The organism is Erwinia pyrifoliae DSM 12163 (assembly GCF_000026985.1).
Taxonomy (GTDB): Bacteria; Pseudomonadota; Gammaproteobacteria; order Enterobacterales; family Enterobacteriaceae; genus Erwinia; species Erwinia pyrifoliae.
This window is the reverse complement of sequence record NC_017390.1, coordinates 2,212,357-2,235,780: the sequence shown is the minus strand read 5'-3', so window position 1 is coordinate 2,235,780 and position 23,424 is coordinate 2,212,357. Positions and strand designations below refer to the sequence as shown.

The 23,424-nt window shown below is 49.1% G+C and carries 20 protein-coding genes; 13 read left to right on the top strand and 7 right to left on the bottom strand.

The window, feature by feature from the left end; all coding sequences use genetic code 11:
• Window positions 1-178: 178 nt before the first annotated feature.
• From EPYR_RS09945 to EPYR_RS09935, 3 genes are all read left to right on the top strand, one after another.
• Window positions 179-1,384, top strand: coding sequence for a hypothetical protein (locus tag EPYR_RS09945; RefSeq protein ID WP_012668279.1), 1,206 nt, complete (start codon window positions 179-181; stop codon window positions 1,382-1,384).
• Between the two features lie 206 nt (window positions 1,385-1,590).
• A complete protein-coding gene (locus EPYR_RS09940) occupies window positions 1,591-1,920 on the top strand; it encodes a type III secretion system protein (protein ID WP_012668278.1) in 330 nt (109 codons plus the stop codon).
• Between the two features lie 295 nt (window positions 1,921-2,215).
• Window positions 2,216-6,370: a hypothetical protein gene (locus EPYR_RS09935; protein ID WP_012668277.1), complete on the top strand. Its 4,155-nt coding sequence runs from the start codon at window positions 2,216-2,218 to the stop codon at window positions 6,368-6,370.
• A 352-nt stretch (window positions 6,371-6,722) separates the two neighbouring features.
• Here EPYR_RS09935 and ychF read toward each other — a convergent pair whose 3' ends face one another.
• Window positions 6,723-7,814, bottom strand: a complete 1,092-nt coding sequence (gene ychF / locus EPYR_RS09930; RefSeq protein ID WP_012668276.1) for a redox-regulated ATPase YchF — start codon at window positions 7,812-7,814, stop codon at window positions 6,723-6,725.
• 358 nt (window positions 7,815-8,172) lie between these two features.
• Between ychF and EPYR_RS09925 the strand changes: the two genes are divergently transcribed.
• Both EPYR_RS09925 and EPYR_RS09920 read left to right on the top strand, forming a co-directional pair.
• Window positions 8,173-9,654 carry a SulP family inorganic anion transporter gene (locus tag EPYR_RS09925; RefSeq protein ID WP_012668275.1) on the top strand — a complete coding sequence of 494 codons (1,482 nt, stop codon included), beginning with the start codon at window positions 8,173-8,175 and terminating at the stop codon, window positions 9,652-9,654.
• A gap of 242 nt (window positions 9,655-9,896) precedes the next feature.
• Entirely contained in the window at window positions 9,897-10,469 is a 573-nt protein-coding gene (locus EPYR_RS09920; protein ID WP_226060738.1) for an EAL domain-containing protein, read from the top strand.
• 34 nt (window positions 10,470-10,503) lie between these two features.
• Here EPYR_RS09920 and pth read toward each other — a convergent pair whose 3' ends face one another.
• Entirely contained in the window at window positions 10,504-11,091 is a 588-nt protein-coding gene (pth, locus tag EPYR_RS09915) for an aminoacyl-tRNA hydrolase (RefSeq protein WP_012668273.1), read from the bottom strand.
• A 270-nt stretch (window positions 11,092-11,361) separates the two neighbouring features.
• Between pth and ychH the strand changes: the two genes are divergently transcribed.
• Window positions 11,362-11,646 carry a stress-induced protein YchH gene (ychH, locus tag EPYR_RS09910; RefSeq protein ID WP_012668272.1) on the top strand — a complete coding sequence of 95 codons (285 nt, stop codon included), beginning with the start codon at window positions 11,362-11,364 and terminating at the stop codon, window positions 11,644-11,646.
• 314 nt (window positions 11,647-11,960) lie between these two features.
• On the opposite strand, the gene prs is transcribed toward ychH, so the two are convergent.
• The 3 genes from prs to lolB all read right to left on the bottom strand — a co-directional run bounded on the left by prs (window position 11,961) and on the right by lolB (window position 14,652).
• On the bottom strand, window positions 11,961-12,908 hold the full coding sequence (prs, locus tag EPYR_RS09905) for a ribose-phosphate diphosphokinase (RefSeq protein ID WP_013201847.1): 948 nt from the start codon (window positions 12,906-12,908) through the stop codon (window positions 11,961-11,963).
• A gap of 257 nt (window positions 12,909-13,165) precedes the next feature.
• The gene (gene ispE / locus EPYR_RS09900; protein ID WP_012668270.1) at window positions 13,166-14,029 is read right to left on the bottom strand and encodes a 4-(cytidine 5'-diphospho)-2-C-methyl-D-erythritol kinase; all 864 of its coding nucleotides are present in this window, start codon (window positions 14,027-14,029) and stop codon (window positions 13,166-13,168) included.
• On the bottom strand, window positions 14,026-14,652 hold the full coding sequence (gene lolB, locus EPYR_RS09895; protein ID WP_012668269.1) for a lipoprotein insertase outer membrane protein LolB: 627 nt from the start codon (window positions 14,650-14,652) through the stop codon (window positions 14,026-14,028). Before lolB ends, ispE begins: the two co-directional genes overlap by 4 nt.
• 225 nt (window positions 14,653-14,877) lie before the next feature.
• Here lolB and hemA point away from each other — a divergent pair, with 225 nt between their 5' ends.
• The 7 genes from hemA to EPYR_RS09860 all read left to right on the top strand — a co-directional run bounded on the left by hemA (window position 14,878) and on the right by EPYR_RS09860 (window position 20,704).
• On the top strand, window positions 14,878-16,134 hold the full coding sequence (gene hemA / locus EPYR_RS09890) for a glutamyl-tRNA reductase (RefSeq protein ID WP_014544146.1): 1,257 nt from the start codon (window positions 14,878-14,880) through the stop codon (window positions 16,132-16,134).
• Between the two features lie 39 nt (window positions 16,135-16,173).
• Window positions 16,174-17,256: a peptide chain release factor 1 gene (gene prfA / locus EPYR_RS09885; RefSeq protein ID WP_012668267.1), complete on the top strand. Its 1,083-nt coding sequence runs from the start codon at window positions 16,174-16,176 to the stop codon at window positions 17,254-17,256.
• Complete coding sequence (gene prmC, locus EPYR_RS09880) at window positions 17,256-18,101, top strand: peptide chain release factor N(5)-glutamine methyltransferase (protein WP_012668266.1); 846 nt, start codon at window positions 17,256-17,258, stop codon at window positions 18,099-18,101. The genes prfA and prmC overlap by 1 nt, the downstream gene beginning before the upstream one ends.
• Complete coding sequence (locus EPYR_RS09875; protein ID WP_012668265.1) at window positions 18,102-18,509, top strand: SirB2 family protein; 408 nt, start codon at window positions 18,102-18,104, stop codon at window positions 18,507-18,509.
• Window positions 18,500-19,306 carry an invasion regulator SirB1 gene (gene sirB1 / locus EPYR_RS09870; protein WP_012668264.1) on the top strand — a complete coding sequence of 269 codons (807 nt, stop codon included), beginning with the start codon at window positions 18,500-18,502 and terminating at the stop codon, window positions 19,304-19,306. The genes EPYR_RS09875 and sirB1 overlap by 10 nt, the downstream gene beginning before the upstream one ends.
• A 31-nt stretch (window positions 19,307-19,337) precedes the next feature.
• Window positions 19,338-20,192, top strand: coding sequence for a 3-deoxy-8-phosphooctulonate synthase (gene kdsA / locus EPYR_RS09865; RefSeq protein WP_012668263.1), 855 nt, complete (start codon window positions 19,338-19,340; stop codon window positions 20,190-20,192).
• A 92-nt stretch (window positions 20,193-20,284) separates the two neighbouring features.
• Window positions 20,285-20,704, top strand: coding sequence for an META domain-containing protein (locus EPYR_RS09860; protein WP_012668262.1), 420 nt, complete (start codon window positions 20,285-20,287; stop codon window positions 20,702-20,704).
• 213 nt (window positions 20,705-20,917) lie between these two features.
• Here the strand turns inward: EPYR_RS09860 and chaA are convergent, their stop codons facing one another.
• Window positions 20,918-22,009: a sodium-potassium/proton antiporter ChaA gene (chaA, locus tag EPYR_RS09855; RefSeq protein WP_012668261.1), complete on the bottom strand. Its 1,092-nt coding sequence runs from the start codon at window positions 22,007-22,009 to the stop codon at window positions 20,918-20,920.
• Between the two features lie 362 nt (window positions 22,010-22,371).
• The gene (locus tag EPYR_RS09850) at window positions 22,372-23,400 is read right to left on the bottom strand and encodes a substrate-binding domain-containing protein (RefSeq protein WP_012668260.1); all 1,029 of its coding nucleotides are present in this window, start codon (window positions 23,398-23,400) and stop codon (window positions 22,372-22,374) included.
• Window positions 23,401-23,424: the final 24 nt, after the last annotated feature.

Sequence of the window (23,424 nt, the reverse complement as noted above, 5' to 3'; positions counted from 1 at the left end):
GACATGACATACTTTTAAATTTAATCAATCTGTAAGCTTGTTGCGAACCGCATTATATCTTGAGGCAACTTACCTCTACTTGTCCATGAAGTATAGTTTGTTGAACGAGTGAATCTGATCTGCTTTAAAATGAGACATTCCTCAATTTTGAGGATGATAAAATACTATAGGGGAATATATGTCTTTGATTCCAAGCAATTCTATTAGTACTGCCAGCGATATATACTCAATTCAACTTTGCCAGAACGAGGTAAAACCGCCAGACGATGCCAGAATATTGAACTCAGTAATTTCGGTGGTTCAAACCGCTAGTGATTTATCAAACGTACAGCAACGACCCGATACGCAAATAAATAAGGGATCTGAAAACAGGTGTAGTTCTCCAGAAAGTATGAAGAAAGAGCAACAAGATGCCACCCTTGGAAAAGGAAAATTTATATCCCCCTTTTCACCTTCAAATACAGCATTTTCTTGTTTTGTAGAATCGCCGACGGTGCCTTGCAAAGCTCAAGATTTAATCGAAAATATGAGCTTTAGGAGCAGTAATATTAAAACTAAGCAACACGCACATCATAAAAAAGCAGATGTGAATGTCAAGCTTATTGATAATATAACAAGAAAATTCCTTGATTCCGGGCATGCTGACGATAAGTCTTATTCTGACTCTGATAAAATTAATCGAGTCTCAACAAGCCAGTCGATGTGCGGAGTTATTAATGAAGATCTGATTAAATTGTTACCTACTCATGGAAAAGCAGCTTTAAGTTGCTTCTGTGCGTCATTAGATGAAACCTGTCAACAGGCATGGCGGAAACTACATCCAGGTTTCGATGATAATTCATTGCAGGCACGACAATTTAAAAGTACTCAGGATTTTCTCAGTCAGTTGGCTGAAAGTCATATAGAGTCACTCACCGATCCAAATGCTGGAAAGGCCACTATTCAGGCATATTCGTCACTTTTAAAAGGGATAATTTCTCTTAAATTAAAGATGGTCGTAGACTCTCCTGAATCGAAGGATGAATCCCTCCGTGAACTTGAAAAACAATTAGTAAATAATACGACAGTATCTGATGGAATTGCAGCAAGCAAAAATCCGCTGTTAGTCCCTTCAGGTTTACCTGCTCGGAAAAGAAAATTAGTACCATTAATTTCCAGTACGCATTTCGAGGACGGGACTTTAAACAGCAACGAGAAAATAAAACGGCGTAAAATATCTAACGAGGATGCGAAAGATCCCCACAAGGATTTTCAGATAATGACAGTGACCGCGGAGGTGCATGCTCCGCCTTCAACTTCATTAAAAGGCAAGCAACCTGACGAGTTCCTGAACGATTCAGAAACCCCTTCTTTAGCTTACGGTCAAGAAAGAGAAAATAAGTGATAATATATCCTAAGTAACTCAGCATGCAATATAACCTGAATCTGAATCAGTTCTGTGGTATACAAACTTCGAATCTTTTTATCTTTCTTGCATTATTCAGTTATGGATAAGCTTGTACTAAGGAATAAGTCGTCGGATTCACTGATTTAAGTAAATGAGTTAATTGCTCAATGCAATATCAATCAAAGATAAAGGAGTTGTGGTTAGTGAAAAAATTTAGCTCGTTGTCCACGTTGACTCATCTGATTCACCAGGTTAACGGCTTTCTGCCACAGCATATTACTCTTCAGCATCGTCTGGTGAAAGATCTGCAGATAGACTCTGTGAAACTTTTTGATCTCTTATTACGACTGGAGAAGATTGGAGTGATTTTTAACGAGTCACAAATCAGCAGCCAAATCACCGTCGGCGATATTGTAATAATAATGGAACATGCTGACGTAAAGATGTATGTCAGTGCCAAAATATTACTTCATACTTCGAGAATGCAGGCATTTAAACTTATAATTTGCAATACTGTTATTACGACTAGTTAAAATTTTAGTTGTCAGTTATTAATTAATTCTACAACGATCAATTAAATTTACCCCCAAGCCTTTTCTGATCATATAAATAATAATAGCGTATGTGCCTGAATGCTAATTTAAATATCATTCTTATTACGCCTGATACTCGCTAGAGAAAAATATAACTAAATTGTGATCATCATAAATAGATTATAACCGTCAGTTTAATTCCATTTAAAAACCAGTAGCGCGCCAGTTTTTTAAAGGTAATTACAGAGTCAAATGCTTTGCTGTGGAAATAACCCTGGAATAATGAGAGGTTCAAATGCCGATTATAAATGAAAATATCGATGGTCAAAAACTGTCCCCGCCTTTTTCAGAGTCTACTCACTTCTTCAGGATATTTGAAAGTACCATGGTGAATTGCTTACTAAGGAAAACGCTCAAATTTGTCTGGAATAATTGTACTGAATCCTGTGTTAAATGTTGCACAAGCGCTCATTTGACGGTTAAAAATGGCCATTGCAATGGGTATAATAAGCTGCTAACTGAAAATCACCTTGTTATGCCGGGAGACGATATTGAACTAAGTACAATTTTGTCTGAAGGAAATGCACTCATACAACAGGCCGAAGTGACTCGTGAATTACTCTGTGAAAAGGGTGTTCCTAAAAAGACAGCATTATCATTAAAGAGCAAATGTGGATATATAATGGGTGCAGCCGCTGCACTCGCCTGTACTGGCGTAGGAGCCGGATTATATGTTGGGCACAGAGCACAAAATAAAAGGGATAGATACTCCACGGGAGTTCAACCAGGCTGGAACGTGAGTGATACTCAGAAGGTTAATTCTGTAATGAATTATTCTGTCCCATATTATGCTGCTCTCAACGATAAAAGGCATCACAAACGGCATATAGACCATCCTCAGCCTATCCTTCCAACAAAAAATAAACATTCTGGGAATAGAAATCTATCTGTAAAACCTAAATGTTACACATATACTGGGAATGAACGTGCTTTGACTAAAAAGGAAGTGGCCTGTCCACTGGCAGCAGAACGTCAGCAGCCTAAAAGAAAAAAAAATAAACCTTCACCTTTTCGCTATATTTATACTGATAAGCAACCGGCCAAGTGTAAAACAGTAAATTTTAAAAATAAATGTCACAAAGCCCACGCTGATTCACGCAAAAATAACAAAAACAAAATCGTTTCTCCGATGGTCTTAAAGATGGGCAAAACCCATTGTCTGTGCCCACCGCCAGATGGGGTGACAGTAAAAATTGTGCCGCCCCATATCGACAAAATAAATCATCAAAGTCATATATTCACTTCATCAAAACCGCCTGGCACCCTGACTAAAACGACGACATCAGGTTCGGTGATTATTACCGATGTGGTTGATAAATTGAACCCTTATAAAACAGGGCAGGGTACCTTCTTTGTTCGACCATCTTCAGAAACTGATTCTCATTACGGCGGAATGAGCGAGCATTTTGTTGCCCCTAAGATCAATCACCTGCCTTCAGCTGGAGAGTCAGATGCGACCTACAGACAATCAGATAGGGAGGATGTTAAAATAGAGAAGATGTATGATTTTTCATGCATTGATAATAGAAATGAGTTCTCTTGGGCTGCTATTATCCGTCAGTTAGGTCGAACTTTAAGCTATCCGGTTGATACTCTGGCAGAGGAGTCACAGATTATATATCACTATAATCTGCACATGCAGGGATGCCCATCAAATCAGGAAAGTCAGGAACTGTCTGACATCACGCGTAAGATTGATTCCGTATTGACGCAAATCTTAACATTACTTCCATATTCTCAACCTGTTATTGTACTTCAGCTCATAATTGGCCCGGCACTGGAAGTTTTTGCGGACGAGCTGGAAGGAAAATCTTTAGATTCTCAGAAAATTAATGATATCAACCAGCAAATTTTGTTTATGGCTAAACATGCTATATCTTTTCTGTCTCCGAAACAAGCTGTTAATTTACATAAAAAAACTAAATCAATATCTAAGCCAGTGCCGAAATTCATTTCTTCAAATTCAAGATTGGCAATAAAGTTAAGAGGTAAAGATTATTATATATTTGATAATGCCTCAGGCTTCCCAACTATTCGTGACGGTCTTTATGATAAGTCCGTGTATTACAACTGGGCGTCAGGTGAATGGAATTTATTACCTCAAGGTGCAGAGGGTTTTTATTCCTATTACAACAACGAAATGATTGAAACGTATAGAAATAACATGCTAGATTTGTCCAAAGAAGCAGAGTTTGTTACAAGGGAAGGTTTTATCACTGTAGCAGAAGGAGCTGTGGATAGTTTCACGAAAAACTATTTGTATATGAATGGTCGGTTTGTACAAATTACAACAGATAGCGTATCAGGTAATGATGTTGTTTATCCATATTCTTCTGCAATGTATTATCCTAATATAATCAGAAAAGATGTGTTGTGGTTTTTTGAACAAGAAAGTACAAAAATTGATTATGACTTTGAATCTTTTCTGGAGAAGGCCGATGTGTTTAATTTAGTTAATCTACCTATGACCAATATTTTAACTGATGGTTTTTCGTATGATGACTACGGCGGTAAGTATATTAAGAGAAAGGGTAGGTACTATCCTGTCGAATGTACAATTTGGGGTGATGAGTTTATAAAGAGTGGTAATTTAAAATATATTATTTCCAATTCTAATTCGGGGTTTTATATCAAAGGGTTGCGGCTTGTCGGGAGCGATCTCTTTGTTAAACTTAACAGGGGCATGTTTATATCGAAATCCCTGCGTAACAAAATAGAAAAAGAGGGGGAAGTGCTTACTGGTGAGCGTGAGGATGAAAATTATAGTGGTAAAATTGCAATATTGAATAATGGCAGGAAAGGTTTTCGGCTCAATGAGAATTTGTATAGCGTTGAGTTTACTGATAATGCAGATGCTACCAATATATTGTTGAAGTCAAAAAATAAGGATATAAAGTTGTATCTCCTTAATAAGGCGGTGGTAGAAGGCAGAGATGTGCTGCCGTGGGGTGTAGATGAATTGGAACAGTACGGGAAATGTCTTTTCAAACGTTCACCCGTCGCTGCCAGTTTTTGCAAGCATATTTACGTTACAAATAAGATTAAAAATCTTCTTAAAGATGGTCGAGGTGCTGTAAAACCTGACCCGAATAAGTTATTCATGGTCGACACTTACTTCCCCGGCGCTTACAGGGAGATAGGCACGGAAAAAATTTTTTTTAAATACAATGAGCAATACTTCGATGCAGAATGGGTTGATAAAGGTGAACGTCTGCTATCTCATAATTCTTTACAACTTTACAAAATCCAGCAGCTCTCACCTGAAAAAATTCCTATATGTAGGATTGTCTCCGTAGAAGAAAGCAATAGATTCTATATTGCTACGGAGGAAGAAGAGTTTGCCAGGAGGGCATTAGTGGCGGATGGGACGTCCGCAGCTACTTTTAATACATTCAAGTATCCAGGTATTATCCCAAGACTGCGAGAAAGACTTGAGTCGGTCAAACTGGACGATATTGAACTCAAAGCTATCAAAGAATCCAGGATAAGAAATATGCTATCAGCATATTTTGGTGACCACAAATATGAAATATCCCGTGGCTTAAAATTTGTTAATGGAGTTACAAATGAATTCTTGATTGAGGGCAAGATATCGGCAAAGCAACACCTGGTTTCTGCCAGCAGACTTCTGGATCTCAATTTGAACTCAATCAAGGAAATGGATGCAAAAACAAATCTGGGCATATCTTTTCGCCTGCAACTGGAAGCTTACTTTGGCCGTTTTCTGCCAAAAAAAGATCAAGCAGTTCTGAATGCGATGATTTCTCGCTACAGAACGGTGATGATTTTAGCCAAAGGCTTTCTAAAAGAATCATACAAGAATAACTATCAGAATATATTATTTGCCGCAACGGAAGGAAAAAAGGTTCCTGTAGGAGGTGCGGGTTACCACGAAATCCAGACCCTTCTGTCTGCAAAAGAACTTGATAAAGTGCCATTCATGGTTTCGACATTTGAACATCATACTCTACCGCCAGTAGTGACTGTTTTTCCTGAGAAGTTATATCTCTATAATCCTGAGCATCAACAAAGTTACAGACATTATCCCACTAAAGATATGAGTGATACCTTTATTCATGAATTCACTCATGCAGCAGCGGCTACACAAGACTACATGTATTTCACTTTCAATACAGATGGAACGACTAAAAGTGCTCATGATATAATTAAAGAATTTGATAAAAATATTGTTATGAAAAATTATAATGACGATCTGCATTTTTTATTTCAGCAGTACTTTTCTTCCCTTGGCAGAGATATTCCCGTAGATTTATTGGGTTTTTTGAATTCGAACGGTGCCTTAAAAAGTTATATTCTGATGAACAATGCTGCGAGCTATGAGATCTTTGTCAGAGACATCGCTAAAATAGTGCCCAACGCTGATAGCTGAAGGCCCTATATTATCTAAAGGTACACTTCAGGACTCTAATTCCTCTGGCAGAATCATATATAATAGCCTGTTATTTCTGTCTTATTTATCTTTAATTTCACTTTAAATTAAAGTGAATTGGTTCCCAAGCTCAGGTCATTATTCGCGCTCTGTTAGTCAGGTAGCATATAACATCCCGTTATCTTCGCTGCATCAGCGGTCTGTTTCGTATTTATTGTCGCACTCAGGTGTCGAAGTGTTCAGATATAACTTGATAAAAGGCTTTAAAAGAAAATCCACGCATATGCGTGGATTTTGTAAATTCTGTCAAGCAGCAAGAATCATTCTGTGAGCCTTGTGAGACAACAAACCTTTACACGTTAAACAAGAAGTTCATCACATCGCCATCTTTTACGATGTAATCTTTGCCTTCTGAACGCATCTTGCCGGCTTCTTTCGCGCCTTGTTCGCCTTTGTAGGCGATAAAGTCATCGAAAGCAATAGTCTGGGCGCGGATAAAGCCTTTCTCGAAATCGGTGTGAATTTTACCGGCGGCCTGAGGAGCCGTTGCCCCAACCGGAATGGTCCAGGCGCGTACTTCTTTTACGCCAGCCGTGAAATAGGTTTGCAAGTTTAACAGGCTGTAACCGGCGCGGATAACGCGGTTCAGACCCGGTTCTTCAATACCCAGTTCGGCCATAAACTCTTCGCGATCGCCATCTTCCAGCTCGGCAATGTCTGATTCTACAGCGGCACAAACCGGCACCACCACAGAACCTTCTTTAGCCGCAATCTCACGTACTTTATCCAGATAAGGATTGTTTTCGAAGCCATCTTCGTTAACGTTTGCGATGTACATGGTTGGTTTAAGAGTCAGGAAGCTCAGATAACGTATGGCCGCTTTATCTTCGTCGCTCAAATCCAGTGCGCGCAGCATGCCGGCTTTTTCCAAATGCGGCAGGCATTTTTCCAGTGCAACCTGCTCGGCTTTCGCGTCCTTATCGCCACCTTTGGCTTTTTTCTGCACGCGCTGCAGAGCACGTTCACAGGTATCTAAATCGGACAGAGCCAGTTCGGTATTGATGGTGTCAATATCGTCAGCAGGATCAACTTTATTGTTAACATGGATGATATTATCGTTCTCAAAGCAGCGTACTACATGGCCGATAGCTTCAGTTTCGCGGATGTTGGTCAGAAACTGGTTTCCCAATCCTTCGCCTTTCGAGGCGCCTTTGACCAGTCCGGCGATGTCAACGAATTCCATTGTGGTAGGCAAAATACGCTGGGGTTTAACGATCTCCGCCAGCTGGTCCAGACGTGAATCAGGCATTGGCACTACGCCGGTATTAGGCTCAATGGTGCAAAACGGGAAGTTGGCAGCTTCGATACCCGCTTTGGTTAACGCATTAAACAGGGTGGATTTCCCGACGTTTGGCAGGCCCACAATACCGCATTTGAATCCCATGTTTGAATCACCTTAATAGCTTGATAATCTGGAGGTTTATTAACGCCCCGGATGTAGTCACAGACGGTTGTCTTAAAAGTTTCTGCGCATTATACACCTAATTTTAGCCTTTATGGCGTTGATTTCTCGTGCGTGCGTTAACTTATCCCTTGAGATCCTGCTCACAATTTTTCATACTGACGAGACTTTACAAATAATCTGGAACCAGTGCAGATGCCTTGTTCGCTGCTTACGCCACCTTGAGATACCTCCTTCCTGAGCAACGCCTGTTGCCGCTTCTCGCCATTCTGACGAGCCAGCTGTGCCCGATAAATGCGGCACGAACTCACGATCACCCTAATTAAAGACTGGAAATATTATGTTTAACCTGAAAGATTTCAGGGCTAAAGACGTTAAAAATGACGTACTGGCCGGAGCCGTAGTATCAGTAGCGCTCATCCCGGAAGCGACCGCCTTTTCTCTGCTGGCCGGTCTTTCGCCAACTATTGGTCTGCATACCGCTTTCATTCTAGGACTGGTGACCGCCTTTTTTGGTGGCAAACCCGGAATGATTTCCGGTGCGGCGGGTTCCATTATTGTGGTTTTGATTAGTCTGATAACCCAGCACGGCTACCAATACGTGTTGCTGGCGACCATACTGGCCGGATTGATCCAGTTATCGATTGGCGTGTTGCGGCTCGGCAAGTTTATTCGTCTGGTGCCGCAACCGGCTATTTACGGTTTCGTCAACGGGCTGGCGATTGTCATCATGCTGGCCCAGTTCCCGATGATTAAAGGGCAGGGGCCGGTGATGTATGCCCTCGTAGCGCTGGCTATGCTGATAGTCTGGCTGTTTCCTAAACTGACTAAAGCCATTCCGGGTTCACTGGCCGCGCTGATTGCCATCAGCGCTCTTGCCGTTGGTTTTGGCCTTGATACCAAGCGAGTAGGCGACCTGGCCGATATTTCCGGCACGTTGCCGCAGTTCCATCTGCCAACGGCTCCCCTTAACTGGGAAACGCTAAAAATTGTGCTGCCGTATGCGGTGGTGATCGCGCTGGTAGGGCTGATTGAGTCGTTGTTGACCCTGTCGGTTCTCGACGAAATGGGCAGTAAAAAGGGGGCAGGGAATCAGGAGTGTGTGGCTCAGGGGATCGGAAACACGATTTGTGGTTTTTTCGGCAGTTTCGCGGGCTGTGCAATGATCGGCCAGTCGATTATCAACTTTACCTCCGGCGGGCGCGGGCGCATCTCTAATCTGGTTGGTGCGCTGCTGCTTATCCTGTTTGTCGTTAGTCTGTCGCAGTATATCGCGCTGCTGCCCGTAGCGGCGCTGGCGGGCATTATGTTTGTGGTCTGTATCAACACCTTCGAGTGGAGTTCTCTGCGCCGCCTGAAGCGCATGCCAAAAGCGGATGCGGTCATCATGGTGGCCGTGACGCTGGTTACCATCTTCACGGATCTGGCGCTGGCGGTAATTTGCGGCGTGATTATTTCAGCGCTGGTTTTTGCCTGGCAGCATGCGCGTATCAGCGTTGTCGGGCAGTCAATGGCCGAGGACCAGAAAACTTACCGGCTGGAAGGACCGCTGTTTTTTGGCTCCACCACGGCTTTTCAGGAGTTATTTAATCCACAAAATGATCCGGATAACGTGGTGATTGATTTTGCGCGTACCCGCGTGATGGATTCCAGTGGAGTGGAGGCCATCGATAAATTGACGGCTCGCTATCTTGAAGCAGGTAAGAGTTTGCGGTTGCGTCATCTTAGTGCGGATTGTATCAGCCTGCTGCGCCAGGCCGGGCCATTCTGCAGTCATGAGATAGACGACCCGGACTATAAAGTTGCCAGTAACGATGTTTGAAGCATAAAGCTGCTGTCGAGCCTGCCGATAATCTGAAAATCGTCGTTCATCACGGCGAAGACGGTTTTTATTCATATAGTTATATGAATAGAGATTATTCCATCGGCAGGATGCCCATTAATTGGCCTGATGGCATGAAAAACGATTTTTTTTGTGTTCCTGTGCACACACTGCACGGAGAACTTATCGCTATTGATTGTTGTTATCGACCACCGGGCGCAGCGAGCTATGGGGGGGCGTTGGTGGGGCAGTCATTCATTTCAGCGCAGGATCTGTTGCTCAATCAGCTGCTGTTTATTGAGCAGCAAGCGGAATTTTTCCGCCAGCACGGGCTATTATGCAGCCTGACGATCGATTTTCAACAGGCTCGGGCGGTCGTAGAATCAACATTTATTCAGCAAATTCTCAGCCATCTGCCGTTTATACGGCTCAAGCTGTCGGAACACTTTCCTAATTTGCACGACGGCATGAATAACCCGCTGCTGCGCACGCTGGTAGAACAGCTGAACATCCTTTGGCTGGACGATTTAGGCTCCGGCTGTGCCAACCTGCATGCCCTGCAGTCGAACATGTTTGAGGCGGTAAAGCTTGAGCGCTGTTTTTACAGAGAAAACGTTTGTAAACCCTGGTTCAGCGTGTTGATCAAGCATATTCGACGCTACGCTAATCGGGTGATTGTAGAAGGCGTGGCCGATGACGAACAGTTACAGACGCTCTACAGCAGTGACATCTGGGCTGTGCAGGGCTATTTTATGCCGATGATGGCGTTTGATCATTTGCGCTATGCCATTGCTGCGCGGGGCGACGGGGGTTAACCATCGCCCCGCGCAGGTGGCCGGGATTGCCAGCTCAACCGCCCCGATAACTGTGCAGGCGGCTCATGGCTTTCAGGCGATCCTCTTTTAGCCACACTTCAGTACAACGCGCTGCTTCATCTACCGCATTATCAATCAACGTTTTTTCCGCTGCCTGAGGCTTACCCAGCACGAATCCCACCACTTTATTACGGTCACCCGGATGGCCGATACCAATGCGCAGACGATGGAAATTCAGGTTGTTACCCAATCGGCTAATGATATCTTTGAGGCCGTTATGACCGCCGTGACCACCACCCTGTTTGAATTTCGCCACGCCAGGCGGCAGGTCCAGTTCATCGTGAGCCACCAGGATTTCTTCTGCAGGAATGCGGTAAAACGTCGCCATCGCAGCGACGGCTTTACCGCTAAGATTCATGAAGGTGGTGGGAACCAGCAGGCGCACATCTTCGCCGCCAATATTCAGGCGTGCGGTATAGCCGAAGAATTTGTTCTCTTCTTTTAAAGACTGATTATGCCGTTCGGCCAGCAAATCAACATACCAGGCCCCAGCGTTATGGCGCGTGGCGGCATATTCAGCGCCGGGATTGGCCAGGCCAACAATCAGTTTAATTCGGCTCACTTATAGATTTCCTGCAACGTACGGATGAAAGCGGTCATTTTACTGAAGCGGAGCAGATAACTCAAAGATCTGCACGTAAACCCGACAAATAACGGCGAGATTTGCCGGTTTTGCGTAGGGCCTGCAATGAGAACACGCCGTAAACGTAAAGTTCCGTCAAATTATCCCTGCTAATTGTGATCGCTGACTCATCAATAATACTTGATATTTATTAGACTAATCCTATCTTGCAATGGAATTGGCTTTCTGAAAAGATCTGGAGGCGCACAAATGAAGCGACAACATACTCATTTGTTGGGTAATAGTCTGATGATATTGGGATTGGTGGTAATGATCGCTGGCATCGTTTATTCGGTAGTTAATCAGTTCCCACAGCTTAGCCTGCCGCAGTTTATGGTTCATGGGGCTATTTTCAGCGTCTTTATCGGCGCTTTATTGTGGCTGGCAGGAGCCAGAATAAGCGGCCGTGAGAAAATTACTGACCGGTATTACTGGGTGCGCCACTGTGGCGACTCGCGCTGCCGTCGCGGTGGCGATCGGCACCACCACCAGTAGGCGTTGTTTACGATCCTTTGGTCGGAGCATAAAATGGTTTAGCAGCATTTTCTGTTATACCAGCATGCCGATCCCTCTGGCTGTCCTTCCGCCGTCTTCAGCCATTTCCTGCTGTTCTCCCGAATCGGTCTGGTCAATGTTCTCAGCGGCTTATCCAAACGCAGGCCAAATAAAAGGGACAGGCCAGAGCCTGTCCCTTAAAGACTGACGGAACAACTGTCCGCTACCCGGCGCTAAACGGCAGAGCCTGATTTGAAACGATGCCGATGCACAATAGCCAAAGCGGGCATCGGCTTCAGTTCGCTGATGCCCCGTTAATGCTCGAACATCGCAGAAATTGACTCTTCGTTGCTGATACGCCGAATCGCTTCAGCCAGCATGCCAGACAGAGTCAGTGTACGCACGTTAGGCAACGCTTTGATCTCTTCCGGCAGTGGGATGGTATCGCACACCACTACCTCATCAATGACCGAGTTACGCAGATTTTCAACCGCATTACCCGAGAAGATAGGGTGGGTAGCGTAGGCAAATACACGCTTGGCTCCGCGTTCCTTAAGGGCTTCCGCTGCTTTGCACAGGGTTCCACCGGTATCGATCATATCGTCAACCAGCACGCAGTCACGGCCAGCCACGTCGCCAATGATATGCATTACCTGTGAAACGTTAGCACGCGGACGGCGCTTATCGATAATCGCCATATCCGTATCGTTCAGCAGCTTGGCAATCGCACGCGCACGAACCACACCGCCGATGTCCGGGGAGACCACAATCGGATTTTCCAGGCCAATCTGCAGCATATCTTCCAGCAGGATAGGGCTACCAAATACGTTATCAACCGGGACGTCAAAGAAGCCCTGAATCTGTTCAGCGTGCAGATCCACAGTCAAAACGCGGTCAACGCCAACGCTGGAAAGGAAGTCGGCAACGACTTTAGCAGTGATAGGTACACGGGCGGAACGCACGCGACGATCCTGTCGTGCATAACCAAAGTAAGGGATCACTGCAGTAATACGACCAGCGGAGGCGCGACGCAGGGCATCAACCATCACAACCAGTTCCATCAGGTTGTCATTGGTAGGAGCACAGGTGGACTGGATGATGAAAATATCACCACCGCGTACATTTTCGTTAATTTGTACGCTCACTTCCCCATCGCTGAAACGACCTACGGCGGCGTCTCCCAGGCTGGTGTAAAGGCGGTTGGCAATACGTTGTGCTAGTTCCGGGGTGGCGTTACCAGCAAAAAGCTTCATATCAGGCACGAGAAGAACCTCAGGCTTTGCGTCCAGAGAATGAAATATCGACAACAGCACTGGGCGGGATACTGTTGACGTTTTCATACGGGTGTCTTACCCGACGTCTTTGACGCCTTAGCCGCGTTGGCTGCATACCATCGTCCCGGCCACTTACTCAGTAAGCAACTGAGGAGGGAGTGCGCTTGCCGCCTTGCTAACGTGCCAATGACTCGGGTTATTTAAGAGCAGTTGTGCAGCATCAGGATCAGAGTGACGCTGTCACATTAACTCATTTGCTGCGTAAGGGTGCGGTGCAGCGGTGAAACGTTAACGCCCCGCGCTACAAATCCCTGCAACCCTTTCGGAGCCAGCTCAAACACCTGACGAGCCGCGCACTCGGTGTCAAATTCTGCAAACACACAAGCACCCGTTCCGGTCAGGCGTGACGGCGCGTATTCTAGCAGCCAGGAAACGAGCTGTTCAACCTCGCGAAAACGATTTCTTACGACTGCTTCACAATCATTGCGGAATTCGCTCGATAATAAGGCGCTGATTTCCCGATGTGGCGTATTTCTGGTCAGTTGTGGATCGTTAAAGACGATGGGAGTGGCAATACTGACGCCAGGGTGCATCACCAGGTACCATTTTTCAGCGGGGAAGACCGGCGTCAGCCGCTCGCCAACGCCCTCGGCAAAAGCGGCAAAGCCATGGACGAATACCGGGACGTCGGCACCCAGCTGCAGGCCGAAGGCTGCCAGCTGGGCGAAACTGAAGCCGGTCTGCCACAGATGATTAAGCGCCACCAGCACCGTAGCGGCGTTGGAGGACCCGCCGCCCAGACCGCCACCCATTGGCAACCGTTTCGTCACCGCGAATTTTGCACCGGCGTTAGCGGGTAGGGTGCCGGACAGGAGTGCCTGTTCACGTAACAATTTTGCCGCACGCACAATCAGATTTTCATCGTCGTCCACGCCGACCAGCGGGCTTAACAGATGCAGTTGCCCACTCTGATTAATTTCAATCGTCAGGGTGTCGCCATAATCGAGGAACTGAAACAGCGTCTGCAGATTGTGATAGCCGTCCGGACGACGGCCAGTGATGTACAGGAACAGATTGAGTTTTGCCGGCGCGGGCCAGGTGGTTGTCATTTTAACGTCCAGCTATCCATCTTCAGCTTAATGCGCTGGTCGCCCTGTTGCAGCTCGATACTGGCCGGCAGCTGTGGGTTTTGCTCATTGTGGTAAGCCTGGTAGGTGACGTGCCACCGTTTGCCTTCTTCGCTGAAGTTGACTTCGCGCAGGCGGTACTGGTCATCCAGCTGAAAGTCAGTGGCATCGCCCGGCAGGCCCATCATCCACTGGCGCAGGTTATTCAGCGGGATCGTCATGCCGGTCAATTGGGAAATCATCTGTGCGGCATCGTTACTGACGTAGCGTTTGCCTTTGTTATCGACGATCTGCGCCACCTGACCCTGTTGATCCAACTGCAGTTCAGTGCTGCCCAGCGGATTGGTCAGCAACAGGCGGTAGCGATCCGGCGCGGTTTGCTGCCAGTTGAAACGGGCATACACTTTCTGCCGATCGGAAAGCCAGGCGAAAGCCCCACGGGTTTGATACTGAGTGATTTTTTCTACCGCCTGCTGGTGCTGGTGCCACTGTGCAGCGGTCGGGCTTTGACCCGGTTTTTGCGGCTGCGTGTGCAGTCCACAGGCCGTTAACAGCAGGCTGGCGAGGGGAAGGAGCCGCAAAAGGCGGCGATTCGACGATAACATAACAGGATCAGCTCCTCAGACTTGGGTCGGGCATACTTGCCGCATTAACCGCTCACGCTAACCAGCTAAACTGACGCCGTCAATGAACAAATTATCTGATTTGACCAGAGAAAGGTATATCTTGTTACAGGGATAGATGAAGCATGTCTTTTATTGGCCTCGCTCATCTTGTAGAATGCGCCTCACAAAACCCTATCAACAGTGGGATCTCCCCGACCTGTCACCATGACGTTACTGGCTCTCGGAATTAATCACAAAACGGCACCCGTGGCCCTGCGTGAGCGTGTCACGTTCACGCCAGACACCCTTGAACAGGCGCTCGACAGCCTGCTGGCTCAGCCGCAGGTGCAGGGCGGCGTGGTGCTGTCTACCTGTAACCGTACCGAGTTGTACCTTAGCGTTGAGCAGCAGGAAAATCTGCAAGATCGGCTGATCGCCTGGCTATGTGATTATCATCATCTGAATCCTGACGAGGTGCTGCAAAGCCTTTACTGGCATCATGATAATGAAGCGGTCAGTCACCTGATGCGCGTTGCCAGCGGGCTTGATTCGCTGGTGCTGGGTGAACCACAAATTCTTGGCCAGGTGAAAAAAGCCTTTGCCGATTCTCAGCGTGGGCACTCGCTGGACAGCGAGCTGGAGCGCATGTTTCAGAAATCGTTTTCCGTGGCGAAACGGGTGCGTAGCGAAACGGAGATCGGTGCCAGTGCGGTCTCGGTGGCCTTTGCCGCCTGTACCCTGGCACGTCAGATCTTCGAATCGCTGGCGACGGTCAATGTGTTACTGGTTGGCGCGGGGGAAACCATCGAACTTGCAGCCCGCCATCTGCATCAGCATAAGGTGCAGAAACTGATGATCGCCAACCGCACGCGCGCGCGCGCGCAGCGGCTGGCCGACGAAGTCGACGCTGAAGTCATTAGCCTCGCAGAGATCGATGAGCGCCTTGCTGAAGCCGATATTATTATCAGTTCCACCGCCAGTCCGCTGCCGATCATTGGTAAAGGAATGGTCGAGCGGGCGCTGAAAAAGCGGCGTAATCAGCCCATGCTACTGGTTGATATTGCCGTGCCGCGAGACGTGGAACCGGAAGTTGGTAAATTGCCAAACGCCTATCTTTACAGCGTCGACGATCTGCAGGCGATTATTGAAAGCAATATGGCACAGCGCCAGGCCGCTGCGGTTCAGGCCGAATCCATTGTGGTACAGGAGAGTAGCGAGTTTATGTCCTGGCTGCGCTCGCAGAGCGCGGTTGAAACCATTCGCGATTACCGCTCTCAGGCGGACAGGGTGCGCGCCGAGCTGGAAGCGCGCGCCATTCAGTCTCTGCAACAGGGGGCGGATGCTGAACAGGTACTACGTGAACTGGCTCATAAGTTGACTAACCGTTTGATCCACGCCCCTACCAAATCTCTTCAGCAGGCCGCTCGCGATGGCGACGGCGAACGTCTGCACATTTTACGCGACAGCCTCGGGCTGGAATAGCGTCTCAGGTCCCACTTTTTACAAGGTAAAATGATACGAATGAAGCCTTCTATTGTTGCCAAACTGGAAGCCTTACAGGAGCGCCACGAAGAGGTCGAGGCACTGCTGGGCGATGCGGGCGTCATTGCCGATCAGGAACGTTTTCGCGCGTTATCGCGTGAATATGCCCAGTTAACCGATGTCAGCCGCTGTTTTCGTCAATGGCAGCAGTGCCAGGAAGACATGGCAACCGCAGAAATGATGCTCGGCGATGCCGAAATGCGCGAAATGGCGCAGGAAGAGTTACAGGCAGCACGCGCCGCCAGCGACGAGTTGCAACAGCAACTTCAGGTACTGCTGTTGCCAAAAGATCCCGATGACGAACGCAACTGCTATCTGGAAGTGCGTGCCGGAACCGGCGGCGACGAAGCGGCAATTTTCGCCGGCGACCTGTTCCGCATGTACAGTCGCTATGCCGAATACAGGCGCTGGAAAGTGGAAGTGATGAGCGCCAACGAAGGCGAGCACGGTGGTTACAAAGAGGTCATCGCCAAAGTGATCGGCGAGGGGGCTTACGGACGTCTGAAGTTCGAATCTGGCGGGCATCGCGTTCAGCGCGTGCCGGAAACGGAATCGCAGGGCCGCATCCACACCTCGGCCTGCACCGTGGCGGTGATGCCTGAGCTGCCGGAAGCCGAGCTGCCGGATATCAATCCGTCCGATCTGAAAATAGATACTTTCCGATCCTCCGGCGCGGGAGGACAGCACGTTAACACCACCGACTCGGCTATCCGTATTACCCACCTGCCAACCGGGATCGTCGTGGAGTGTCAGGACGAACGTTCTCAGCACAAAAACAAAGCCAAAGCGCTCGGCGTGCTGGGTTCACGTATTCGTGCTGCCGAGATGGCGCGCCGCCAGCAGGAAGAGTCGTCGACACGTCGCAACCTGCTCGGCAGCGGCGATCGTTCCGACCGTAACCGGACTTACAACTTCCCTCAGGGCCGCGTGACCGACCACCGTATCAATCTGACCATTTATCGTCTGGATGAAGCAATGGAAGGTAAGCTCGATGCGCTCATTGAGCCAATCGTGCAGGAATATCAGGCCGATCAGCTGGCGGCACTTTCCGGGCAGGACTAATGCAGATACGTGACTGGCTGCGTGCCGCAACGGCGCAACTCAGCGAAAGTGACAGCCCCAAACGCGACGCGGAGATCCTGCTGGGGTTCGTAACAGGCAAATCCCGCGCCTGGCTGATCGGATTTGATGACAGCGAGCTGGATGCAGCCGCGCTGGCACAACTCGATGCGCTTCTTAAACGGCGCACGGCCGGTGAGCCGATAGCTTACCTGACGGGTGAACGCGAGTTCTGGTCGCTTTCGTTGAGCGTAACGCCGGATACGCTCATTCCCCGGCCAGACAGCGAAGTGCTGGTGGAGCAGGCGCTGGCGCATCTTCCCGTCGCGGCCGGTTCGATACTGGATCTCGGCACCGGCAGCGGAGCAATAGCGCTGGCGCTGGCCAGTGAACGCCCTGACTGCCAGGTCATTGGTATCGATCGCATTCCGGCTGCAGTCGCGCTGGCACAGCACAATGCCGCCAGGCTGGGCCTGACTAATGCCACCTTTATGCCAGGCGACTGGTTCTCGGCGCTTAAGCAACAGCAGTTTGCCGTGATTGTCAGCAACCCACCGTATATCGATGCCACAGATAAGCACCTGTCACAGGGGGACGTGCGCTTTGAACCTGCCAGCGCGCTGGTTGCTGGCGATGGCGGGCTGGCCGATATCAAAATTATCGCCGCACAAGCCGGGCAATATTTAGCCAATGGCGGTTGGCTGCTGTTAGAGCACGGCTGGCAGCAGGGCGCACAGATACGACAAATTTTAAGTGACCACCACTTTTGCCAGATTGCAACCTGCCAGGATTACGGCGGCAACGATCGCGTCACTTACGGGCAAAAGACCGTTGATAAGGAACTTTAAATGGCCGACGGCTACATTCCGCTTAACAACCTCTGTCTGCTAACCGTCGCCATCACCCTGTTGATGTTCGTGCTGCGTTGCTACTGGTTACAGACGCCCGCAACTCTGCTGCAAAAGCGTTGGGAGCGCATTGTGCCGCATCTGAACGACACGCTGCTGCCTATCGCCGGCGGGTTGCTGGTCATGATGACTCATTTCTATCCGTTCAGCGTGCAGGGCAACTGGCTGACTGAAAAACCGTTTGGCGTTATCATCTGCCTGGTTCTGAGCTTTATCGCCCTGGGGGGCCGTCCACGCGCGCAGAAAGTGCGTTGGCGGGCGTTCATTGTGGCACTGGTCGCCTTGCTGGCGGTTATCCGATTAGCCACCACTAAAATGCCACTGCTGGGGTTTGTATCATGTCGTTAATCGAATTCGATTTTAGTACCACATCACTGAGTGAGGCGATCATTACTGCATCGCAATCTATTCGCAGCGACTTCCCGGCAGAATATGCCAGAAACCAGCTTTCGACGCTGGTTGATGAGGCGCGTGCTGAAATCTCCCCCGAACTGGCTGCGGATTTGCAGTTTGAGCAACTGATTGAACTTTTTTGGGGTCGCTGGGGGTTTGGTGGTGCCAGCGGCGTTTACCGCCTTTCAGATACGTTATGGCTGGATAAGGTACTGCGCACCCGCCAGGGGACTGCGGTGTCACTTGGCATTATTTTTCTGCATATTGCCGGCAAGCTGAATCTTCCTCTGCTTCCGGTGATCTTCCCGACGCAGCTGATCCTGCGTGCTGAATGGGTCGATCAAGATTTGTGGCTGATTAACCCGTTTGACGGCGAAACGCTGGATGAACATCAGCTGGAAGTGTGGCTGAAGGGGAATATCGGGCCGGGGGCAGAATTGTACGAAGACGATCTCCAGGAAGCTGAACCCATGATGGTACTGCGCAAAATGCTGGATACCCTGAAGTCCGCGCTGATGGACGAAAAGCAGATGGAGTTGGCACTGCATGCCAGCGAGGTGCTGGTACAGATGGACCCGGAAGATCCGTACGAAATCCGCGATCGCGGACTTATTTTTGCCCAGCTTGAATGCACTCACGTCGCGCTCAGCGATCTGACCTACTTCGTTGAACAGTGCCCGGAAGATCCGATCAGCGAGATGATAAAAGTTCAGATCCACTCCATTGAACAGAAGCAGATTGTCCTTCACTAACGCAAGTGAACCTAAGAAATAAGGCGAAGAGATGAAACAAAAAGTGGTTAGCATTGGCGATATCAACGTAGCAAACGATTTGCCTTTCGTGCTGTTTGGTGGCATGAACGTGCTGGAATCGCGCGATCTGGCGATGCGTATCTGTGAACATTACGTCACCGTCACCCAGAAACTGGGCATCCCTTATGTGTTCAAAGCCTCGTTTGATAAAGCCAACCGTTCTTCGATTCACTCCTACCGGGGGCCGGGTCTGGAAGAGGGGATGAAAATCTTCCAGGAGATCAAACAGGCCTTTGGGGTGAAAATTATTACTGACGTTCATGAAGCGAGTCAGGCGCAGACGGTTGCCGACGTGGTGGATGTTATCCAGCTGCCCGCGTTCCTTGCGCGCCAGACTGATTTGGTTGAAGCAATGGCGAAAACCGGCGCGGTGATCAACGTCAAAAAACCGCAGTTTGTCAGTCCGGGTCAAATGGGGAATATCGTCGATAAGTTCGCTGAAGGCGGTAATGAGAAGGTCATCCTGTGCGATCGCGGCGCTAATTTCGGCTATGACAACCTGGTGGTCGACATGTTGGGCTTTAACGTGATGAAGCAGGTATCGGGTAACAGTCCGGTTATTTTTGACGTAACCCATGCGCTGCAGTGCCGCGATCCGATGGGTGCCGCATCCAGCGGCCGTCGCGGTCAGGTGACCGAACTGGCTCGCGCCGGGATAGCGGTCGGCATTGCGGGTCTGTTTATCGAGGCGCATCCGGATCCGGCAAACGCTAAGTGCGACGGCCCGTCGGCTCTGCCGCTCGACAAGCTTGAGCCGTTCCTGTTGCAGATGAAAGCCATCGACGATTTGATAAAAAATTTCCCGCAGCTTGATACCAGCAACTGACTGATATCCGATGCCTACGGGCCTGTCACCGGCCCGTTAATGCTGCACAATGCGTTTTGAACCAAAAATGGAAAGTCTCTTAAGGAATGATCATGAAGAAAAGTAGCTTGTTAATGCTGGCCGCCGTCGCCGTGAGCGGCTGTAGCGGTAATGCCGCGCAGTCTGACAGCGCACTGTTGGCAAACCGTATGTTTGTGTTGAGCGCCGTGGATGGTAACGCGGTGACGTTACGAGATGGCATTAAGCCTGGGATCGGTTTTAACGCCGGGTTAAAGGTAAGCGGCGTAATGTGTAACCGTTTCTTCGGTCAGGGTAAGCTGGAGAAAGGCCAGCTGAAGGTGCCGCAGCTGGCATCAACCCGGATGATGTGCAACGACCCGCTGCTAAACCAGTGGGAACAGACGTTAAGTACGGTGCTGATGAACGGGGCTGCCGTTAAGGTGACCGCACAAAGCCTGACGCTGACGGGAAGCGGGCATTCGCTGGAATATAAGGTGCAGGCTCAACAATAATCCCCGTCAATACCCGTCATACTTCAAGCTGCAGGTGCGTTGGCTGCATGTGTTCACCCGAATCACTGACTGGTGTCAGCTCATCGGGATTCACACATTTGCCGTCTTCCTGCAACTCGAATTATTTAGGGTATACCCGTCATACTTCAAGCTGCAGGTGCGTTGGCTGCCAGGCTGAAAGGGGGCGCGGTAACGGCCGTGCCCCGGCGCAAATCAGAGCATAACCGTCATCAGATAGGCAATAAACAATGCCAGATGCGCCGCACCGTTCAGTACATTGGTGCGGCCGGTGGAGAATGATATCTGGCACAGCAGCAGCGCAGATATCATTACCACCATCTGGGGTGCTTCCAGACCAAAGATCAGCTGTTGTCCTGTCAGGGTAGCGATAATCGTCACCGCAGGAACCGTGAGTGAAATGGTGGCCAGTACTGAACCGAAGAACAGGTTCATTGCACGCTGTACCTGGTTGGCCAGAACCGCTTTAATCGCACCCAACCCTTCAGGTGAAAGGATCAACAGTGCCACCAGAAAACCGGTAAATTGCTCCGGAGCATCCAGCTCGGTCAACAGTGATTCCAGGGTATTGGCATTCATTTTCGTGACTGCAATCACCGCAATCAGATGCACGATCAGCCACAGAGTATGCCAGGTACTGGAATGAGAGGAGGGTTTACCATGCTGTGGATCTTCCCCTTCATCTTCATGCTCATAGATAAACAGACTCTGGTGAGTTTTAGTCTGTATCAGCAGGAATACACCGTACATCGCCGCCGAAATGGCTGAAACCAACAATGCCTGAGCGACGGTAAAATTGCCGCCCGGCAGTGCATTCGGCAATACCAGCACAATCATGGCTAACGGGAAGATGGCGATCAGGTACTGCTTAACGCCGGCCAGGTTAACGTACTGGGTGGCAAATTTACGCCCGCCAAGCAGTAAAGCAAAACCCACCAGCCCGCAGGTTACGATCATGATGATGGAATAGAGCGTATCGCGCATTAGCGCCGGCGCGGCGTCGCCGGTGGCCATCAGCGCGGAAATCAGGCTGACCTCCAGAATCACCACCGACAGGCTGAGGATCAAAGAGCCATAAGGCTCGCCAAGACGATGAGCCAGCACGTCAGCATGACGTACCACGCTGAAAGCGCTGCTAAGAATTGCCACCAGCGCAATCAGGTTGATAGTTGTCACCAACGCAATGGAAGAGGTGTTACCCCAAAACCATAAAATAACCAGTGCAGCGAGGGGTAAAAGCAGGGAAGACTCTTTATGACGGGTTTTAATGCTGTCGTGTGCATTCATAGGCGAACGCTCCTTATCCATAGCCTGTGACCTGTAGCGACACTGCAGGTCTGTTAGACACAGTCTGACAAAATGAAAGACAAGTGGTGAAAGTATAACCTCTTATTCTCAGCCATAAGGGTTTTTTACGTCATTTTACGGTTTGTTAAATACAAATAAAATGAGTGGCGTTAATTCTGCACTTTCACCTTTCATCTGAATGAAAAATAGCGATATTTATTGTTATATTCTAAGCTAAGTAAGCTTTCTTGACCCTATTTTGTTGCCATTATGCGATGAAAATAGGTGTTTGCCGCGTAAACCCTGCATGGGTCGTTAATTAACCCGCTGAAAAAACTTGTGCAGCATGCGGACTGCCCGCATCACATTTCATTGGTGAACGGCGTGGCGCGCCGCCATTTAATGCGCGCCGGCAGCCAACGCTGGGTGGAGTGCGGCGTCTGCTCGTCAATCAGCTGTGTGACCATCTCAAAGCAGTTCCAGGCCAGCAGGCGTTCGTCCTGTTCCACGGTATCAATGCTCACCGACAACGCGTCATACAGGTAGTGATCGTCAAAGCTGCTCAGATGCATCGGGGTATTCAGCAGGCGATGCCGGCTAAGATAGCGCAGCACGCCTTCCTGTAGCCCGCAGGCGGCGCAGAACAGCGCCTGTGGCACGCGTCCAAGCTGCGCGTGGAGTTCAGCAAACAGTTCATAGCCTGAACTGGCATGATAGTGTCCGTGCATAATCCATTCTGGTTTAGCGGCGATCCCGGCGCGCTCCAGGCCAAGATGGAACCCGGCGAGGCGGTCGCGCGTGGGCGAAATGCGCGGCTGTCCGCCGAAAAAATAGATCTCGTCATAGCCTTCGCGCATAACGGCCTGTACCAGCGTGGCGGTCGGCTCTACGGCGGCGGTGATCACCAGCGGCAGCGACGAGTCTCCGAGGTGGCGGTCAAACAATACCACCGGCAGCTGCTGGTTAATTTTCTGATACTGTGCGTCGTTTAACATACTTGAGGCGACGATAAGCCCGTCAACCTGACGCTGGATGAGGTTGTTTACCGCCAAAGTTTCCTGACTGGCATTTTCGGCGGTACAGGCGATCAGCAGCTGTAATCCGGCGTCGCGGCACAGCATTTCAAGCTCATGTGAAAAACGCGCAAAACCGTGGTTGGTCATCTCCGGCACCACCAGCCCGAGGGTATGACTGCGGCTGGCGTTGAGAGCGCGGGCGTGAATACTGGGTTGATAGTGCTGCTGGCGGGCGATATCGAGCACACGATCGCGGGTTCCTTGCGCTACGCGTAACTCTTTCCCCCGGCCGTTCAGCACCAGGCTGGCGGTAGATTTTGACACTCCCGCCAGCCGGGCAATATCGTTAATGGTAATACGTTTGTTTTTAGTCACAGTGGCTTAGGCGCGATGGATCGT

Bases quoted from the DNA above. Each gene is read 5' to 3' on its own strand.
- ychH (WP_012668272.1), top strand. From the start codon at position 11,362: ATGAAGCGACAACATACTCATTTGTTGGGTAATAGTCTGATGATATTG.
- prmC (WP_012668266.1), top strand. From the start codon at position 17,256: ATGCAGATACGTGACTGGCTGCGTGCCGCAACGGCGCAACTCAGCGAA.
- EPYR_RS09925 (WP_012668275.1), top strand. From the start codon at position 8,173: ATGTTTAACCTGAAAGATTTCAGGGCTAAAGACGTTAAAAATGACGTA.
- ispE (WP_012668270.1), bottom strand. From the start codon at position 14,029: ATGACAACCACCTGGCCCGCGCCGGCAAAACTCAATCTGTTCCTGTAC.
- EPYR_RS09935 (WP_012668277.1), top strand. From the start codon at position 2,216: ATGCCGATTATAAATGAAAATATCGATGGTCAAAAACTGTCCCCGCCT.
- kdsA (WP_012668263.1), top strand. From the start codon at position 19,338: ATGAAACAAAAAGTGGTTAGCATTGGCGATATCAACGTAGCAAACGAT.
- hemA (WP_014544146.1), top strand. From the start codon at position 14,878: ATGACGTTACTGGCTCTCGGAATTAATCACAAAACGGCACCCGTGGCC.
- lolB (WP_012668269.1), bottom strand. From the start codon at position 14,652: ATGTTATCGTCGAATCGCCGCCTTTTGCGGCTCCTTCCCCTCGCCAGC.
- EPYR_RS09860 (WP_012668262.1), top strand. From the start codon at position 20,285: ATGAAGAAAAGTAGCTTGTTAATGCTGGCCGCCGTCGCCGTGAGCGGC.
- prfA (WP_012668267.1), top strand. From the start codon at position 16,174: ATGAAGCCTTCTATTGTTGCCAAACTGGAAGCCTTACAGGAGCGCCAC.
- ychF (WP_012668276.1), bottom strand. From the start codon at position 7,814: ATGGGATTCAAATGCGGTATTGTGGGCCTGCCAAACGTCGGGAAATCC.
- chaA (WP_012668261.1), bottom strand. From the start codon at position 22,009: ATGAATGCACACGACAGCATTAAAACCCGTCATAAAGAGTCTTCCCTG.
- sirB1 (WP_012668264.1), top strand. From the start codon at position 18,500: ATGTCGTTAATCGAATTCGATTTTAGTACCACATCACTGAGTGAGGCG.
- EPYR_RS09945 (WP_012668279.1), top strand. From the start codon at position 179: ATGTCTTTGATTCCAAGCAATTCTATTAGTACTGCCAGCGATATATAC.
- EPYR_RS09875 (WP_012668265.1), top strand. From the start codon at position 18,102: ATGGCCGACGGCTACATTCCGCTTAACAACCTCTGTCTGCTAACCGTC.